Source organism: Pseudomonas sp. MF08875, from assembly GCF_059862525.1.
On the sequence record NZ_JCBCUW010000032.1, the window covers coordinates 1 to 16,328 of the forward strand.

Annotated in this window: 10 protein-coding genes; 5 read left to right on the forward strand and 5 right to left on the reverse strand. The window is 63.6% G+C overall.

From position 1 onward, the window contains the following. The first annotated feature begins 148 nt into the window (after window positions 1-148). Together AC19YT_RS18435 and AC19YT_RS18440 are read left to right on the forward strand one after the other, a co-directional pair. Window positions 149-1,342 carry an alpha-xenorhabdolysin family binary toxin subunit A gene (locus tag AC19YT_RS18435; RefSeq protein ID WP_095105946.1) on the forward strand — a complete coding sequence of 398 codons (1,194 nt, stop codon included), beginning with the start codon at window positions 149-151 and terminating at the stop codon, window positions 1,340-1,342. A gap of 68 nt (window positions 1,343-1,410) precedes the next feature. Further along, entirely contained in the window at window positions 1,411-2,424 is a 1,014-nt protein-coding gene (locus AC19YT_RS18440; protein ID WP_500610774.1) for an alpha-xenorhabdolysin family binary toxin subunit B, read from the forward strand. A 94-nt stretch (window positions 2,425-2,518) separates the two neighbouring features. On the opposite strand, the gene AC19YT_RS18445 is transcribed toward AC19YT_RS18440, so the two are convergent. Both AC19YT_RS18445 and AC19YT_RS18450 read right to left on the reverse strand, forming a co-directional pair. Continuing rightward, complete coding sequence (locus AC19YT_RS18445) at window positions 2,519-3,280, reverse strand: tetratricopeptide repeat protein (RefSeq protein WP_500610775.1); 762 nt, start codon at window positions 3,278-3,280, stop codon at window positions 2,519-2,521. Between the two features lie 3 nt (window positions 3,281-3,283). After that, complete coding sequence (locus AC19YT_RS18450) at window positions 3,284-3,964, reverse strand: Fe2+-dependent dioxygenase (protein ID WP_095105942.1); 681 nt, start codon at window positions 3,962-3,964, stop codon at window positions 3,284-3,286. 207 nt (window positions 3,965-4,171) lie between these two features. On the opposite strand from AC19YT_RS18450, the gene AC19YT_RS18455 reads away from it, so the two are divergent. Next, complete coding sequence (locus AC19YT_RS18455; protein ID WP_500610776.1) at window positions 4,172-6,520, forward strand: TonB-dependent receptor; 2,349 nt, start codon at window positions 4,172-4,174, stop codon at window positions 6,518-6,520. 207 nt (window positions 6,521-6,727) lie between these two features. Continuing rightward, complete coding sequence (locus AC19YT_RS18460; RefSeq protein WP_500610789.1) at window positions 6,728-9,256, forward strand: PepSY domain-containing protein; 2,529 nt, start codon at window positions 6,728-6,730, stop codon at window positions 9,254-9,256. A 254-nt stretch (window positions 9,257-9,510) separates the two neighbouring features. Here the strand turns inward: AC19YT_RS18460 and AC19YT_RS18465 are convergent, their stop codons facing one another. The 3 genes from AC19YT_RS18465 to ptsP are packed head-to-tail and all read right to left on the reverse strand — an operon-like array spanning window position 9,511 to window position 15,046. Then, the gene (locus AC19YT_RS18465; protein ID WP_500610777.1) at window positions 9,511-11,238 is read right to left on the reverse strand and encodes a PTS fructose-like transporter subunit IIB; all 1,728 of its coding nucleotides are present in this window, start codon (window positions 11,236-11,238) and stop codon (window positions 9,511-9,513) included. Window positions 11,239-11,249: 11 nt separating this feature from the next. Next, window positions 11,250-12,191: a 1-phosphofructokinase gene (gene pfkB, locus AC19YT_RS18470; protein WP_500610778.1), complete on the reverse strand. Its 942-nt coding sequence runs from the start codon at window positions 12,189-12,191 to the stop codon at window positions 11,250-11,252. Then, entirely contained in the window at window positions 12,191-15,046 is a 2,856-nt protein-coding gene (ptsP, locus tag AC19YT_RS18475) for a phosphoenolpyruvate--protein phosphotransferase (RefSeq protein ID WP_500610779.1), read from the reverse strand. Before ptsP ends, pfkB begins: the two co-directional genes overlap by 1 nt. A 285-nt stretch (window positions 15,047-15,331) precedes the next feature. On the opposite strand from ptsP, the gene cra reads away from it, so the two are divergent. After that, entirely contained in the window at window positions 15,332-16,327 is a 996-nt protein-coding gene (gene cra, locus AC19YT_RS18480; protein ID WP_500598562.1) for a catabolite repressor/activator, read from the forward strand. Window position 16,328 lies beyond the last annotated feature (1 nt).

A 16,328-nucleotide genomic window follows, 5' to 3' on the forward strand; every position in this document is an offset into this window, starting at 1 on the left:
CAGGCTGAACGCTTGGGCACGAGCGATTTGAATGGTGGCGCGTTCTTCAACGCTGAGTTCGGAATAAGACATAGGGGCAACACCGTACCGGAAAGGTCAGGTGTTGCACTCAGTTTTTGCCGCCGCCCACTCATTCAAAGGTAATCACATGCTAAACAACCAAGCTTTAAAAGAAATAGAAAACATTTCAGCAGAAAACTTTAATCAGCTGACCCAGGACTACGTAAAAGCCACCGCAGGAAAGTTACCCGGCGTTACTCGCGCCCCTGGGTTGCTGGTGACTAACGACGACATCCGAAAAATCAAACGCTATATAAAAGTAGCGTTGGAACTCCCCACCGACACTGGGGAGATCGAACAAAGGTTTCACTACGACACACTCGATGTCGCGGGCCTCAAATCAGCAGACATGCAAGTGCTGTACAAGACCATCAATGACCATGCCCATACATGGGACAGTATTGAAAAGAACATGAGGACCGTGGGCTCTGACCTTCACATATTTGCCGAAAACTTTACGACGAGTTGCGATGCAATCACCACCTATCTGAAAAGCTTGCCGAGCTACCTGGAAGCAACAGGCAAAGTTGGCGACCTCTCTCCCGAGGAGATCGATAAACTACCGGAACTGCGCATTAAGGAAAATGAACAACACCGGCTTCTACCGCTTGCCGAACTCGTCAATGATTTGAAACAAGTGATAACGCAACACAGCCAAAGCACTAAAACCGTAAAAGCAGAAATCGAAACATTCAACACCGAAATACAAAATAAAATCAGCCCGACTCTGGCTAGAAAAATCGCCTTGAGTTCCAGTCGCCTGACCGATGATAAAGCCATCGAACTGAACAGGAGGCTGGATGTCCTTAAAGAGCGAATTGAAGAGAAAAGCGCCGAAGCCCAAAAGCACAGCAGTGACAAGTGGTGGGGATTGTTTGGCGGCGCAGTAGGTCTTCTCATTACCAGTACAATTTTCGGAGGTAAAGCCACCGAAGCCAGAAAAGAAGCGGAGGCCCTAACCGCCGATAAGTTCGAGCTCGAAAGAGAGATCAAAGTACACGACAGCATACTTGCTTTGCTGCGCGAGCAAGAAACCCATCTGCAAGACCTCCAACTGAGAGTCAACCACGCCGCCAGCGGCTCGAGCAACCTGGCAAGCCTATGGGCCCTGATCGAGAACTACGTGCGCACCTCCAGCAGCCAGCTGGATGGCGTAACCAATGCCATGTTCCTGGTGGCATTCGTTAGCCGCCTTAACCAGATGAAGAACAACTGGGCCTCGATAAAAACCCACGCCTTCGACTTGTTGACCGCCTTCAACAACGTAGTGGAAGAACAGTAACACTCAATTAACCCATGCCTCTAAGGCGACTATTCAACACCATCACCCTGATAAAACGCGAGAACCTTATGACGATCAAAAGTATTGATACCACCTTCAAATATCCAACCCCCGACCTGGCTAGCATGTATGCAAGCAAAATCGAAATCCAAAATAAAATCAGATCTTTGAGCACTATTTATCTTCCGGTCCTGGCAGAAGAGCTAGAGAGTTTCAGGCAGGAATTGAACAACACCGACAAACACCTATTGGACATGCTCACCATCGCCCCTTCGTTCTTGGAACACGATCAAGTAAGCGAGCTGTACAACACTGTCGTAACGCTGGAAAGTGGCACGCCTTCCGAGCAACAGAAAGAAGCAGCGGCATCGCTCTACGCCGAAATCCAACGCCTGACCAATGCAAGCCTATCCTCGATCAAGCCCCAATCTGCCGTCCTAAACAATGCGTTACATAACCTCAAGGCAGTCACCCTTACCAATAATGACTTCCAAATCAAAGAACTCGAAAAAGACATCGCTGCCCAGACTCCACGCCAGGAACAACTAGTAAAAGCCATCGAGGAACTGGAAAGTGACGAACTTGGCCTGAATGAGGCAATTAAAATCATTGAGGCCAAGGACGTCTTCGGTATTCTCAAGGATTTATTGCTAACGGCCGAATCCTTGGCAGGTGCCAATTTAACCAACCCGAAGATCGAGCTGATTAAAGCCGCACTGAGCATTACCGCAAAAGTGCTGGACAAAGTCAGCGAGGCGATGAAATACAGCCATCTCATTGAAGCCAGGAAGAGCGTGCAAATGCGCCTGGATACACGGCGCCAGGATCTGGCCACAACCAACAACACCATTAAGGATTACGTACAACGCAAAGAGCAACTGATCGAAGTACAAAGTATCGTCACTCCCCGGGAGGCCTATGAGCGGGAAGCTGGAACGATCGCCGAGTCAGTAAATAAGTTCCTAGAAATTATTGGAGCGGTTCCTACCAACGATCGTGCGGCAACCATACAAACATTCGTCGTGCACGCGGCATTGTTGCGCAAACACCTGGAGACGCTGCGAGCACAGTGGCGAACTTAAGTTCGGCAACCTCAGAGTAATTATCTGGGGGCAAGGGCAGAGCGGTGCAGACTCTGCCTTGCCCCAGGATGGGGAACCGCCCCGCCACTGAGCCTCAGGCTTGCAACTGCTCCAGCTGTATCCGTCGCAACACATATTCCTGGGCCAAGGCCCTGACCTGCGGTTGGGGTGCCTGGCCCAGGGCCTGGCTGGCAACCCGTAAGAAATTCAAGTTGCCCAGCACCAAGGCCTGGCGCAACCAAACGAGCCCTTCCTCGATCCGCCCCCGCTCTACCATCACCACGCCATAGCTGAATTGCCCGCGAAAATCCCCTGCCTCGGCAGAACGCCGGTACCACTCCAACGCCGCGACCGGGTCGGCCGGGCAGTGCTGGCCCTCTTCCAGGTAGCGCCCCAGCAGGTTCATGGATTTAGCGTGGCCCAGTTCGGCGGCGCGGCGGTAGCAGGCCAAGGCGTGGGCCTGGTCTTGCACCACCCCGCGCCCGGTGGCCAACAGGTTGGCGTAGTTGTACAGGCCCCAGTCCAGCCCGGCCTCGGCGGCGCGGCGGTAATGGCCGGCGGCAACGCTGGCGTTGGCGGTGCAGCCCCAGCCGTGCTCATGGCAACGGCCGAGCATGTTGCGTGCCATCAAGTGGCCGCCATTGGCGGCGATCCCAAACCAGCGCAGGGCCAGGGCCGGGTCTTTTTCGATGCCCTGGCCGTCGAGGAGGATCTGCCCGAGCAAGGCCTGGGCGTCGGGCACATTGGCCCGGGCCGCCACCAGAATCGCCTGGGCGGCGCGCACCGGACTCTCGGCCAGCATGGCCCGCAGTTGCGCCAGGTTCAGCACTTCCTCGCGGCGCAGTTGAAAATTCACGGCTTACACCTCGACCCAGCGCCGCAGCAGGTTGTGGTAAGTGCCGGTGAGGCGGATCAGCGACGGGTGGTCGGGCAGGTCCTGGGTCAGTTGCTGGATGGCGCCGTCCATTTCAAACAGCAAGGCGCGCTGGCTGTCTTCGCGCACCAGGCTTTGCGTCCAGAAGAAGGAGGCGTAGCGGGCGCCACGGGTCACGGCGTTGACCTTGTGCAAGCTCGTGCCGGGGTACAGCACCAGGTCGCCGGCCGGCAGCTTGACCCGTTGCGTGCCGTAGGTGTCCTGGATTTCCAGCTCGCCGCCGTCGTATTCGTCCGGGTCGCTGAAGAACAGGGTCGAGGACAGGTCGGTGCGCACCCGCTCGGCGCTGCCCCGGGGCTGGCGCACGGCGTTGTCGATATGGAAATCGAAACTGCCGCCCGCGGTGTAGCAGTTGACCAGCGGCGGGAAGACCTTATGGGGCAGCGCCGCCGACATGAACTGCGGGTTCTGCCACAGGCGCTCGAGCATGGCGGCGCCGATTTCCTTGGCTAGCGGGTGGCCTTCGGGCAATTGCAGGTTGTGCTTGGCCTTGGCCGACTGATAGCCCGCGGTGATCTTGCCGTCCGCCCAGTCGGCGGTTTCCAGGGCCTCGCGGATACGGGCCACCTCGTCACGGGAAAACAGACCGGGGATATGCAGCAACATGGCGCGGGCACCTGAGAGCGAAAGGAGCGCAATGGTATTGATTCTTATTGGCTCTGTAAAACGCCATAGACGAACGAGAATGTAAAAACCGTAAAGGCCAATTGTAAAGAACGTAAATTCAGTGCAAATAGCAATGCCTCTCAATTGATACCGATACTTGTTTGACCTATATTCCGCGGCCTCAAATCCTTGGGGAGGGGAATTCACATGTCGCGTCAACTACCACAACTGCCTGTCAGCTCACCGCGTCTACTCGCTTCGGCCATTGGCGTGGCGCTCACCGCCACATCCGCGGCCCACATGGCCCACGCCGCCGAAAAGACCGATGAAAAGGCGCCGCGCAACGCCATCGCGTTGGACGCCACCCCTGTGGTGGGTGAATTCCAGGAGCCAACCTCCTACCAAGTGCAGAAGGCTTCGTCGCCCAAATACACCGCGCCACTGGTGGACACGCCGCGCTCGGTCACGGTGATCCCGCAGCAAGTGCTCAAGGACACCGGCGCGCTGTCGATGCAGGACGCCCTGCGCACCGTGCCGGGCATCACCTTCGGCGCCGGCGAAGGCGGCAACCCCCAGGGCGACCGCCCGTTCATCCGTGGTTTTGACGCCCAGGGCGACACCTACCTGGACGGCGTGCGCGACACCGGCTCACAGAGCCGCGAGATCTTCGCCGTGGAATCGATCGAAGTGAGCAAAGGCCCGAACTCGGCCATTGGCGGGCGTGGCGCGGCCGGCGGCACCATCAACCTGGTGAGCAAAAAAGCACACCTGGGCAACAGCTTCGATGGCGGCTTCACCTGGGGTTCGGACCAGACCCAGCGCTACACACTCGATGGCAACTACCAGTTCTCGGACACCGCCGCCGGGCGCCTGAACCTGATGAGCCACGAAAGCAACGTCGCCGGGCGCGACAAAGTCGACTACGACCGCTGGGGCATCACGCCATCGCTGGCCTTTGGCCTGGGCACCGACACCCGCGTCAACCTCGACTACTACCACCTCGAAAGCAACGACCTGCCCGACTCGGGCGTGCCGTACACCATGCCGGCGTCGGGCAAGCCTGCCGACCGCAACAAATCCAACCCGGACAAACCCTGGGCCGGTGGCGACAGCAGCAACTTTTATGGCCTGGCCAACCGCGACTTCCGCAAGACCCGCACCGACACCACCACCTTCGCCATCGAGCATGACCTCACCGACGCGCTAACCGTCAAGAACACCCTGCGCCACGGCAACAGCCTGCAGGACTACATCCTGACCCAGCCCGACGACAGCAAGGGCAACGTCAACAACGGCACCGTGTGGCGCCGCATCAACAGCCGCGTAAGTAACACCGCCACCACCACCAACCAGACCGACCTGTTTGGTGACGTGTACATCGCCGGCTTCAAGAACAGCTTCTCCACCGGTATCGAGTTGAGCCGCGAGAAGAGCGTCAAGAGCTCGTACAACGTCGATACCGACACCACCCCCGGCTCCACCCCGGCGGACAACAGCTCCAAGTGCACCCCGGCGATGATCGGCACGCCCAGCGGTTTCAACTGCACCAGCCTGAGCAACCCGAACCCCAACGACAACTGGAACGGCGCCATCTCGCGCAACCGCGCCGGCACCGACACCACCGGCAAAACCCGGGCGATCTACGTGTTCGACACCCTCGAGCTGTCGTCGCAATGGCTGGTGAACATGGGCCTGCGCTACGACCACTTCGACACCGAATACGACAGCTACGACAAAAACGGCGCCACCCTGGTGAACAAGAACGGCGTGGTCGCCAAGGGCAAGGACACCAGCGAGTTCGTCACCGGCCAGTTCGGCGTGGTGTTCAAGCCCACCGAGAACGGCAGCATCTACGCCTCCTACGCCACCTCGGCCACGCCACCGGGTGCGACCTTGGGCGAAGGCATGGAAGGCAACCTGTTGCCCAACAGCAGCGACCGCACCGGCAACCTGCTGAGCAGCGACATGGAGCCTGAAGAAACCAGTAACTACGAGATCGGCACCAAGTGGGACCTGTTCCACGATCGCCTGTCCCTGACCGCTGCAATCTTCCGCACCGAGAAAGACAACGCCCGCGTCCAGGTCAATACCACCTCCTACGAGAACGTCGGTACCACCCGCGTCGATGGCCTGGAACTGTCGGCCAGCGGCAAACTCACCGAGCAATGGCAAGTGTTCGCCGGCTACGCCTACATGGACGGCAAGCAGGTCGATGGCGGCGACGTGAACAAAGCCAACGACGGCAACCAGTTGCCTAACACCCCGCGCAACAGCGCCAGCCTGTGGACCACTTACAACGTCACCCCGAAACTGACCCTGGGCGGCGGCGCGTTCTACGTCGATGAAGTGTTCGGCAGCGCGGCCAACACCACCATGGTCGATTCCTATGTGCGCTACGACGCCATGGCCAGCTACAAACTGACCAAGAACGTCGACCTGCAACTCAACGTGCAAAACCTCACGGACGAGCGCTACTACGACAAGGCCTTCTCGACCCACTTCGCCAACCAAGCACCGGGCCGTACGGCGCTAATCAGCACCAACTTCCATTTCTGATGGGTCAGCCGGTGGCAAGCGGGCTGCGCAGCGGCCCTCATCCCGTGTCGAACTAGGCACAAGAGCGCGGGCAAACCCGCTTGCGACGGCCAAAGCCTCACGCCCCCCAATGCGTGGGGCTTTTGTGTGTAAAGAAGAATGTTTCTCGAAACCCCACGGCATAATGCGCGCCGTGAAAAATGGGCCCACACGGGCGAGGCGGTGGATGTGTTGAAGAAAACCCTGTTCCAGTTGCACTGGTTCTTTGGCATCAGTGCCGGACTGGTCCTGGCCTTGATGGGCATCACCGGGGCGGCAGTGTCGTTTCAGGACGAGATCCTGCGCGCGCTCAACCCCCAAGTGCTGCACGTCGAGAAGCAGGTAGCGGGGGTGTTGCCACCGGTGCAACTGGTGGAAAAAGTCGAAGGCGCCTCGGGCAAGAAAGTCTCCATGCTGTGGGTCGATACCGAAAACGGCAACGCCGCCAAGGTGTTCTTCACCCCGCCAGCGGGGGAGCGGCGCGGTGAGATGCGCTACTTCGACCCCTACACCGGCGACTTCCTGGACGAGGCCCGTGGCCAAGGCTTCTTCGGCCTGATGCTGCAACTGCACCGCTTCCTGGCCATGGGCGACACCGGCCGGCAAATCACCGGCGCCTGCACCCTGCTCCTGATTTTCTTCTGCCTCTCGGGCCTGTACCTGCGCTGGCCGCGCCAGGTCGGCAACTGGCGCGCCTGGCTGACCCTGGACTGGGCGAAAAAAGGCCGCAGCTTCAACTGGGACCTGCATGCCGTCGCCGGCACCTGGTGCCTGGTGTTCTACCTGCTGGCGGCGCTGACCGGGCTGTCCTGGTCCTATCAGTGGTACAGCAATGGCTTGAACAAATTGCTGTCGGACACCCCCAACGCGCAGATGCGCAAGGGCGGGCGCGGCGCGCCACCGGCCGGGCCGCCGCCGAGCGCCGATTACGCCGCCCTGTGGAGCAGCCTCTACAGCGCCGCCGGCCCGGGCCTGAGCACCTACAACATCCGCATGCCCGCCGGCCCCCGGCAACCGGCGACAGTGTTCTACCTGCTCAAGACCTCGCCCCACGACCGCGCGCTCAACCAGTTGAGCATCGACCCGGCCACCGGCGTGGTTAGCCGCCACGAGCGCTACGCCGATAAAAGCTTCAAGGCGCAACTGTTGGCCAGCATTTATGCCCTGCATGTGGGCAGCTACTTTGGCCTGGCCGGGCGCATTCTGGTGACCCTCGCCGCCCTGAGCATGCCGCTGTTCTTTATTACCGGTTGGCTGCTGTACCTGGACCGGCGCCGCAAGAAACGCCAGATCAAGCAAGCCCGCCAAGCCCTGGCCCCCAGCGCCAGCAACGCCCCGGCATGGCTGATCGGGTTTGCCAGCCAAAGCGGTTTTGCCGAACAACTGGCCTGGCAAACCGCCGGGCAACTGCAAGCGGCGGGCGTAGCAAGCCAGGTGGTGCCGCTGGCGGACGTCAACGCGCAAACCCTGCAAGGGGCTAGCCATGCCCTGTTTGTCGTCAGCACCTTCGGCGACGGCGAAGCGCCGGACAGCGCCCGCGGCTTTGAACGCAAAATCCTCGGCCAACCCCTGGGCCTGGGCCACCTCAAGTACGCCGTGCTGGGCCTGGGCGACCGCCAGTACCCGCACTTCTGCGGCTTTGCCCGGCGCCTGCACGCCTGGCTCGGCAACCATGGCGCCAGCACCCTGTTCGCCCCGGTGGACGTGGACAGCGCCGACGCCTACGCCCTACGCCACTGGCAGCAGCAACTGGGGCAACTGACCGGGCACGCCCCGGCCGACCTCTGGCAAGCGCCGAGCTACGAGCCCTGGACCCTGAGCCAACGCACCTTGCTCAACCCCGACAGCAGCGGCGCAGGTGTGTACCTGCTGGGGCTGACGCCACCGGGCAAGCGCAGTTGGCTGGCCGGTGACCTGGTGCAAGTGCTGCCACGCAACTGCCCGTGGGCCGTGGAGCATTTGCTCGATGGCCTCGGCGTGCGCGGCGACAGCACGGTGCAATTGGACGGTTTGCTGGAAACCCTGGAACAGGCCCTGGCCACCCGCCAGTTACCGGAAAACCGCAGCCACCTCGTCGGCCTGCATGCCCAAGCCCTGGTCGATGCCCTGGTGCCCCTGGCCGCGCGCGAGTATTCGATTGCCTCGATTGCCGCCGACGGCGTGCTGGAACTGCTCGTGCGCCAGGAACGCCACGCCAGCGGCAGCCTCGGCCTGGGCTCCGGTTGGCTCACCGAATATGCCCCGGTGGGCAGCGCCCTCCACCTGCGGGTGCAGCGCAACAGCGGCTTTCACCTGCCCAGCGAACCGCTGCCGATGATCCTGCTGGGCAACGGCACGGGCCTGGCCGGGTTGCGCAGCCTGCTCAAGGCACGCATCGCCGACGGCCAACAGGCCAACTGGCTGCTGTTCGGCGAACGCCACCGCGCCCACGACTTCCATTGCCAAGGCGAACTGGAGAATTGGCTGATAGAGGGTGACCTGCAACGCCTGGACCTGGCCTTCTCCCGCGATCAGGCGGAGAAAATCTACGTTCAGGATCGCCTGCGTGACGCCGCTGAACCGCTCAAGCAATGGCTCGCCGACGGCGCCGCGATCTACGTCTGCGGCAGCCTGCAAGGCATGGCCTCGGGCGTGGACCAGGTACTGCGCGAGGTACTCGGCGATGACGCCGTAGAGCGGCTCACCGAACAGGGCCGCTACCGCCGCGACGTGTACTGACCGGCGGGCCTCTGTGGGAGCAGCTGTCCCTACTGCGTGCTGCCATCGCGAGCAGGCTCGCTCCCACAGAGGGAAAATCAAAACCCCACCCACTCCCACAGTTCAACTGTGGGAGTGGGCCCTGCCCGCGATGGCGGACAGCCTGCTACGGCAGGGTTGCCTGACCCACCGCTATCGCGGGCCGGCCCGCCCCCACAGGAGATTGGGTGCCAAGCCTCAGCAGTGCCTGCTCACGATAAAGCCCGCACTGCTGGCTACGGGGCGGTCGGGGCCAGCACCAGCTCCTGGGTGTGAGGGCGCTTGAGCAGGGCGTAGCTGACCGCCGTCAACAGGCTACCGGCCACGATGGCCAGCAGGTACGCCAGCGCATGGTTGATGGCATTGGGGATCAGCATCACAAACAGCCCACCGTGGGGTGCCATCAGTTTGCAGCCCAGGTACATCGACAGCGCCCCGGTCAACGCGCCGCCGGCGATGCACGCCGGGATCACCCGCAAGGGGTCTTTGGCGGCGAACGGGATGGCGCCTTCGGAGATAAAGCACAGCCCCAGCACAAACGCCGCTTTACCCGCCTCGCGCTCGGTTTGGGCGAACTTGCGCCGGGCCAGGAAGGTGGCAATACCCAGGCCAATGGGCGGCACCATGCCAGCCGCCATGGTGGCAGCCATCGGCGCGTAGCTCTGGGAGGCCAGCAGCCCCACGAAAAACGCATAAGCCGCTTTGTTGATCGGCCCGCCGAGGTCGACACACATCATCGCCCCCAGCACCACGCCCAGCAGGATGGCGTTGGTGGTGCCCATGCTGTCGAGAAACGCGGTCAGGCCCGCCAACAACCCGGCCACCGGTTTGCCCACCACATAGATCATCACCAACCCGGTGAACAGGCTGGCCAGCAGCGGAATGATAAGGATCGGTTTGAGCGCTTCCAGGCTCTGCGGCAGGCGCACCCAGCGGTTGATCGCCTGCACCGCGTAACCGGCGAGGAACCCGGCGATGATCCCGCCGATAAACCCCGCGCCCAGGGTGCTGGCCAGCAACCCGCCGATCATCCCCGGCGCCAGCCCCGGGCGGTCGGCGATGGAATAGGCGATGTAGCCCGCCAGCAGCGGCACCATCAACTTGAACGCGCTCTCGCCACCGATCTGCATCAGCGCCGCGGCCAGGGTGCCCTCCTCTTTGAAGGCGTTGATGCCAAACACAAAGGACAAGGCAATCAACAGCCCCCCGGCCACCACCATCGGCAGCATGAACGACACGCCGGTGAGCAAATGCTTGTAGACCCCGGTTTTCTCCGTTTTGGCCGGGCCGCTGGCGGCAGTCGCGGCGTTTTCCAGCTTGCCTTCGGCCAGGGCTTTGTTGAGGGTGGCTTCGGCCTGTTTGAGGGCGATGCCAGTGCCGCAGCGGTAGATTTTCTTGCCAGCGAAGCGCTCGGTGGGCACTTCAATGTCGGCGGCCAGCAGCACCACCTCAGCCTGGGCAATGGCCTCGCTGCTCAGCGGGTTGCGTGCGCCCACCGAGCCCTGGGTTTCCACCTGCAACTCATAGCCCAGGCGCTTGGCCGCTTGCTGCAAGGCTTCGGCGGCCATGAAGGTATGGGCCACGCCTGTGGGGCACGCGGTCACCGCCACCAGGCGCGGGGCCTGGGTGGGGGCCACAGCGCTGGCCGGCGCCGCATACACCTGGGCCTGCGTGGCGCCCCGGCGCAGTACCGCGTCAACGTCCTGCAAGGCCTGGGCCGGGGTGCACTGCAACACCCGTTTGCCGACGAACCGGGTCATGTCCAGCGCACCGCTGCTGACCACCAGCACCCACTCGGCCGCGTCCAGGGTGGCCGCCGATAACTGGCGCTCAGGGTGCGCGGCGTCATGCACTTCAACGCTGGCGCTCCAGCCCTGGCGCTGGGCCGCCGCTTCCAACAAACGCGCGCACAGCACGCTGGTGACCATGCCATTGGGGCAGGCAGTAACAATGGCTAACTTCATGGGCGACCCTCTTATTGTTCGGTCAGGGGGCGCACGCGCACGCCCTGTTCAAGTTGCGCCAACTGCGCAGTGCCGGTGATGCCGAAACCGATTTGCGTCACCGCCATCGCCGCGATGGCCGTGGCGGTGCGCAGGGTCTGCTCGGCGTCGTGGCCGCTGAGCAGGCCGTGGAGCATGCCGGCGAGCAAGGAGTCCCCGGCGCCGACGGTGCTGGCCACGCTCACCGTGGGCGGCACGGCGCGCAAGGCCGGGGCGGCGCTGAACCAGTCCACGCCTTCGGCGCCCTGGGAAATCACCACGTGTTCCACCCCTTCGGCGCGCAGGCGCCGCGCCGCTGCGGCCTGGGCCTGCGGCGAGGCCACGGCCACGCCCAGGGCTTGGGCCAGTTCTTCGGCGTTGGGTTTTACCAGCCACGGCCCCGCCGCCAGCCCTTCGCGCAGGGCCTCGCCGCTGGTATCCAAGGCGACTTTCAAGCCCAGCGCCTTCAAACGCAGGAGCAAGGCCCGCAGCCACTGGGCGCTGACGCCCCGGGGCAAACTGCCGGCGACCACCACCGCGTCATGGCCGACGGCGATCTGATCCAGGCAATCGAGTAACGCCTGTTGCGCCGCCGCGCTGACCTGCGGCCCCGGGCCGTTGAGGTCGGTGATGCGCCCGTCGCCCTCGGCCAATTTGATGTTGCTGCGGGTTTCCCCAGGCACGCGGACAAATTCATCGACAAAGCCACGGCGGGCGAACAGGGCCTCGAAGGCTTGCGGGTTGGCCTGGCCGAGAAAACCGCTGACGGTAAGCTGATGGCCCAAATCGGCCAGCACTTGGGCGACGTTCAGGCCTTTACCGGCGGCATGGCTGTGCAGCGCCTCGCTGCGGTTGACCTGGCCGAGGTGGAGTTGGCCCAGTTGCACGGTGAGGTCCAGCGCCGGGTTGAGGGTGAGGCTGAGAATGCGCGCCATTACACCGCCTCCACGAGGCGGCGCACGTCGTTCGCGCTGCCCATGGCCAAGGCCTGCCGGGCCAGGGTTTGCGCCTGCACCAGGCTGAACTCGCGCACCCGCGCCTTGACCTCGGCGATGCTGCGCGGCGCGACGCTCAACTCATCCACCCCAAGGCCCAGCAACACCGGCACCGCCAGCGGGTCGGCCGCCAGTTCGCCGCACACCCCCACCCATTTGCCATGGGCGTGGGCGGCGCGCACGGTGATGTCGATCAGTTGCAGCACCGCCGGGTGCAGGCCATCGGCCTGGGCCGAAAGCGTAGGGTGGCCACGGTCGATGGCCAGGGTGTATTGGGTCAGGTCGTTGGTGCCGACGCTGAAAAAGTCCACTTCGCGGGCCAGTACCGGGGCCAGCAGCGCCGCCGAGGGCACTTCGATCATGATCCCCAGTTGCAGGTCGGCCACGGGGATGTCCCGGCGCAGGCGCTCGGTCATGTCGCGGGCCTGGCGCCACTCCTCGACGCTGCCGACCATGGGGAACATGATGCGCAGCGGCCGGTGGTCGGCGGCCCGCAGCAGGGCGCGCAATTGCGCCTCCATGATGGCCGGGCGCTGCAGGGTCAGGCGAATGCCGCGCACGCCGAGGAAGGGGTTTTCCTCCTTGGCGATGGGCCAATACGGCAGCGGTTTGTCGCCGCCCACATCCAGGGTGCGCACCACCAAGGGCCGCCCGCCGAGGCCGTCGAGCACACGGCGGTACTCGGCCTCCTGGGTGGCTTCGTCCGGGGCTTGCGGGTGGGCCATGAAAATCAATTCGGTGCGCAACAGGCCGATGCCTTCGGCGCCCTGCTCCACCGCACTGGCCACGCCGGCGCTTTCACCGAGGTTGGCGAACACTTCGACGCCGTGGCCGTCGGTGGTCAGGGCCGGTTGATGGCGTTGCTCGGCGGCGGCGCGCAGGCGTTGTTCGCGGTGGTCACGTTCGTGGTGGGCGCGCTGCAAGGTCGCCGCGTCCGGGGCAACGTGCAGGCGCCCACGCTGGCCGTCCAACAGCAACGGCGTGCCCGGCGCCAACAACAACACCGCCGCGCCCGCGCCGACCAGGGCCGGAATGCCCAGGGCGCGGGCGACGATGGCGCTGTGGGCGGTGGCGCCGCCACGGGCGGTGAGGATGCCCGCGACCCGCGCTGGGTCGAGGCGCGCCACGTCCGAGGGGCCGACTTCGTCCATCACCAGAATGTAGGGCTGTTGCGGCTCTACCGCTGCCGGCACGCCGCACAACTGGGCCAGTACGCGGCGGCCGATGTCGCGCAGGTCCGCCGCGCGCTCGGCGAGCAGGGCATCGTGCAGGGCTTCCTGCTGGCGGGCAGCGGCTTCGATCACGCCCAGCCACGCGGCCTCGGCGCTTTCGCCTTGTTGGAGGCGGCTGCCGACCTCACCGGCCAGCTCCGGGTCGTCGAGCATTTCCTGGTGGGTGATGAAAATCTCGCGGATGGCTTGGGCGCTGCTGCGCTGGATCAGGCCTTGAATGTCTTCACGTACCGCATCCAACGCGGTTTGCAGACGTTCGCGCTCAATCGCCGGGGTTTCGCCGCGCACGGGGTAATCGAAGGGTTGCAGCACCTGCACATGAGCCGGGCCGATGGCGATGCCTGGTGCCGCGGCCACCCCTTGCACCAGGCTGCCGGCGGCCGGCGCGCTGAGGCTGGGTTCGGCCTCGGCCAGCGCTGGCGCGGTGACGGCGGGCAGTGGCTGCACCGCTTCGCCCAGGCCTTCGCGCACTGCCGCGAGCAGGGCCGGCAAGGCGTCGGCGGCAATGGCCGGGGCGGCGCTGAACTCCAGCACCTGACCACGGCGGGCGCCCAGGCTCAGCAGTTTGCTCAGGCTCTTGGCCGACACGGCGCTGTCCTGGCCGTCGACGATGCGCACGCGGACCTCGCCGTCGAAGCTTTTCGCCAATTGGGCGAGGATTTTTGCCGGGCGCGCATGCAGGCCGTGGGCGTTGGCCAGGGCGATGGGGGCACTGGGCCAATCGGCGGGCACATCGCCGCCCAGGGCTTGCAGCACCGCGCGACGGCTGGTGGCACGCCCCAATTCATGGCCGCGCCCCTCGATCAGCAACGCGCACAGGCGTTCGAGCAGGGCCTGATGCGCCTCCCCCAGGCTGGCCAGGCAAAACAGGCCACTGAGGGGCTGGCCCAGGTAGCGCATGGGTTTGTCCGGGGTGACGAACGCCAGCCCCGGGCGCTTGACCGTTTGTTCGCTGTGCAGCCACCACAGGCCATCGCCCAGGGGCAAGGCGTCCACTTGCTGCAACACCGCCGCAAAACCGTTACTCACGCAGTCGGCCTGGCGCAGCAGGCGGGCGCCGCGCCACACCAGTTCCTCGAAATCATCAGCCGACACGCCCAGGCCAATCATCTGCGCGTCCAGCGCCAGTTCCTGGGGCGCACCTTGCAGCAGTTTGAGCAGGGCCTCGGCGCTGCTGGCGCGGCGCAGGGCCTGGCCGAGATCTGTTTCGCCCAGGGCACGGGTCAGCAGTTGCAGCAGGCGCAGGTGTTCGTCGGACTTGGCGGCAATGCCGATGGCCAGGTAAACGATCTGGCCGTCGCCCCAGTCCACGCCCTCGGGGAATTGCAGCAGGCGCACGCCGGTGGCGAACACCTGGTGGCGGGTTTCGGGGGTGCCGTGGGGAATGGCGATGCCTTGGCCGAGAAAGGTCGAGCCCTGGGCCTCGCGGGCCTGCAAACCGGCCAAATAGCCTTCGGCGACCAGGCCATCGGCCACCAGTTTGTCGGCGAGCAACCGCAGGGCCGCGGGCTTATCCACCGCCGACTGGCCAATGGATATCTGCTCCAGGGTGAGTTCGAGCATGCTTTCTCCTATTCAGCGCCGGGCGGCGCTAGGTATTTTTGTAGATTAGGCGTTTTGATAGCACGGCCGCAGGATGGCTTATTGGCAGCACCTTTCCCACGGCTTCAAACAGCTGAAAATACGCCTGCTGAAACGTTTAATCTAGAATGCTCGGCACGTTACTTCATATTCCATCTTCCTAGAAGCCCTGCCGGTCGGTACAGCTGCGACCTAGGTCGGCTACGGATTTCGGTTACGATTGGACAAACTCTCGGGACAAGCGCCACACAATAAGGAAAACCCGGTTTGAAACTCAGTGATATCGCGCAACTGGCCGGTGTGTCCGTGACCACCGCCAGCTACGTCATCAACGGCAAAGCCGAACAACAACGGATCAGCCGCAGCACCGTCGAGCGGGTGCAAGCGGTGGTTGAACAACATGGTTTCACCCCCAACCCGCAAGCGGCGGGGCTACGCAGCCGGCACACGCGAACCTTGGGGTTCATCCTGCCGGACCTGGAAAACCCCAGCTACGCACGCATCGCCAAGCTGTTGGAGCAAGGTGCCCGCGCCCGCGGCTACCAATTGCTGATCGCCAGCTCCGACGACGCGCCGGACAGCGAGCGGCAATTGCTGCAACTGTTCCGCGCGCGGCGCTGCGATGCGCTGTTCGTCGCCAGTTGCCTGCCGGCCGAGGACGACAGCTACCGCCAGCTCCAAGCCAAGGGCCTGCCGATCATCGCTATCGACCGGGCGATGGACCCGGCGCACTTCTGTTCGGTCAGCAGCGACGACCAGGACGCCAGCCTGAGCCTGACCCGCAGCCTGTTGCAGCCGCACTTGCGGCATATCGCCCTGATCGGCGCACGCCCGGAGCTGAGCATCAGCCAGGACCGCACCGCCGGTTTCAACCAGGCCTTGGCCGGGTTCGACGGGCACATTTTGATCGAACAGGGCGACGCTTTCAGCCGCGAGTGCGGCCAGCACCTGATGGAAGAACTGCTACAACGCCTGGGGCATTTGCCGGATGCGCTGGTGACCACCTCCTACGTGTTGCTGCAAGGGGTGTTCGACGCCCTGCATGACTTCCCGCTGCAATCGCGGCCCTTGCGCCTGGGCACTTTCGGCGACACCCAGTTGCTGGACTTTTTACCGTTGCCGGTCAACGCCATGGCCCAGCAACATCAACTGATCGCGCAAACCGCCCTGCAACTGGCTCTGGCCGCCATCGAACAGCAGCACTATCAGCCTGGCGTGCACGCCATCGCCCGTACTTTCAAGCAGCGTATCGTCGAGGTGTGAG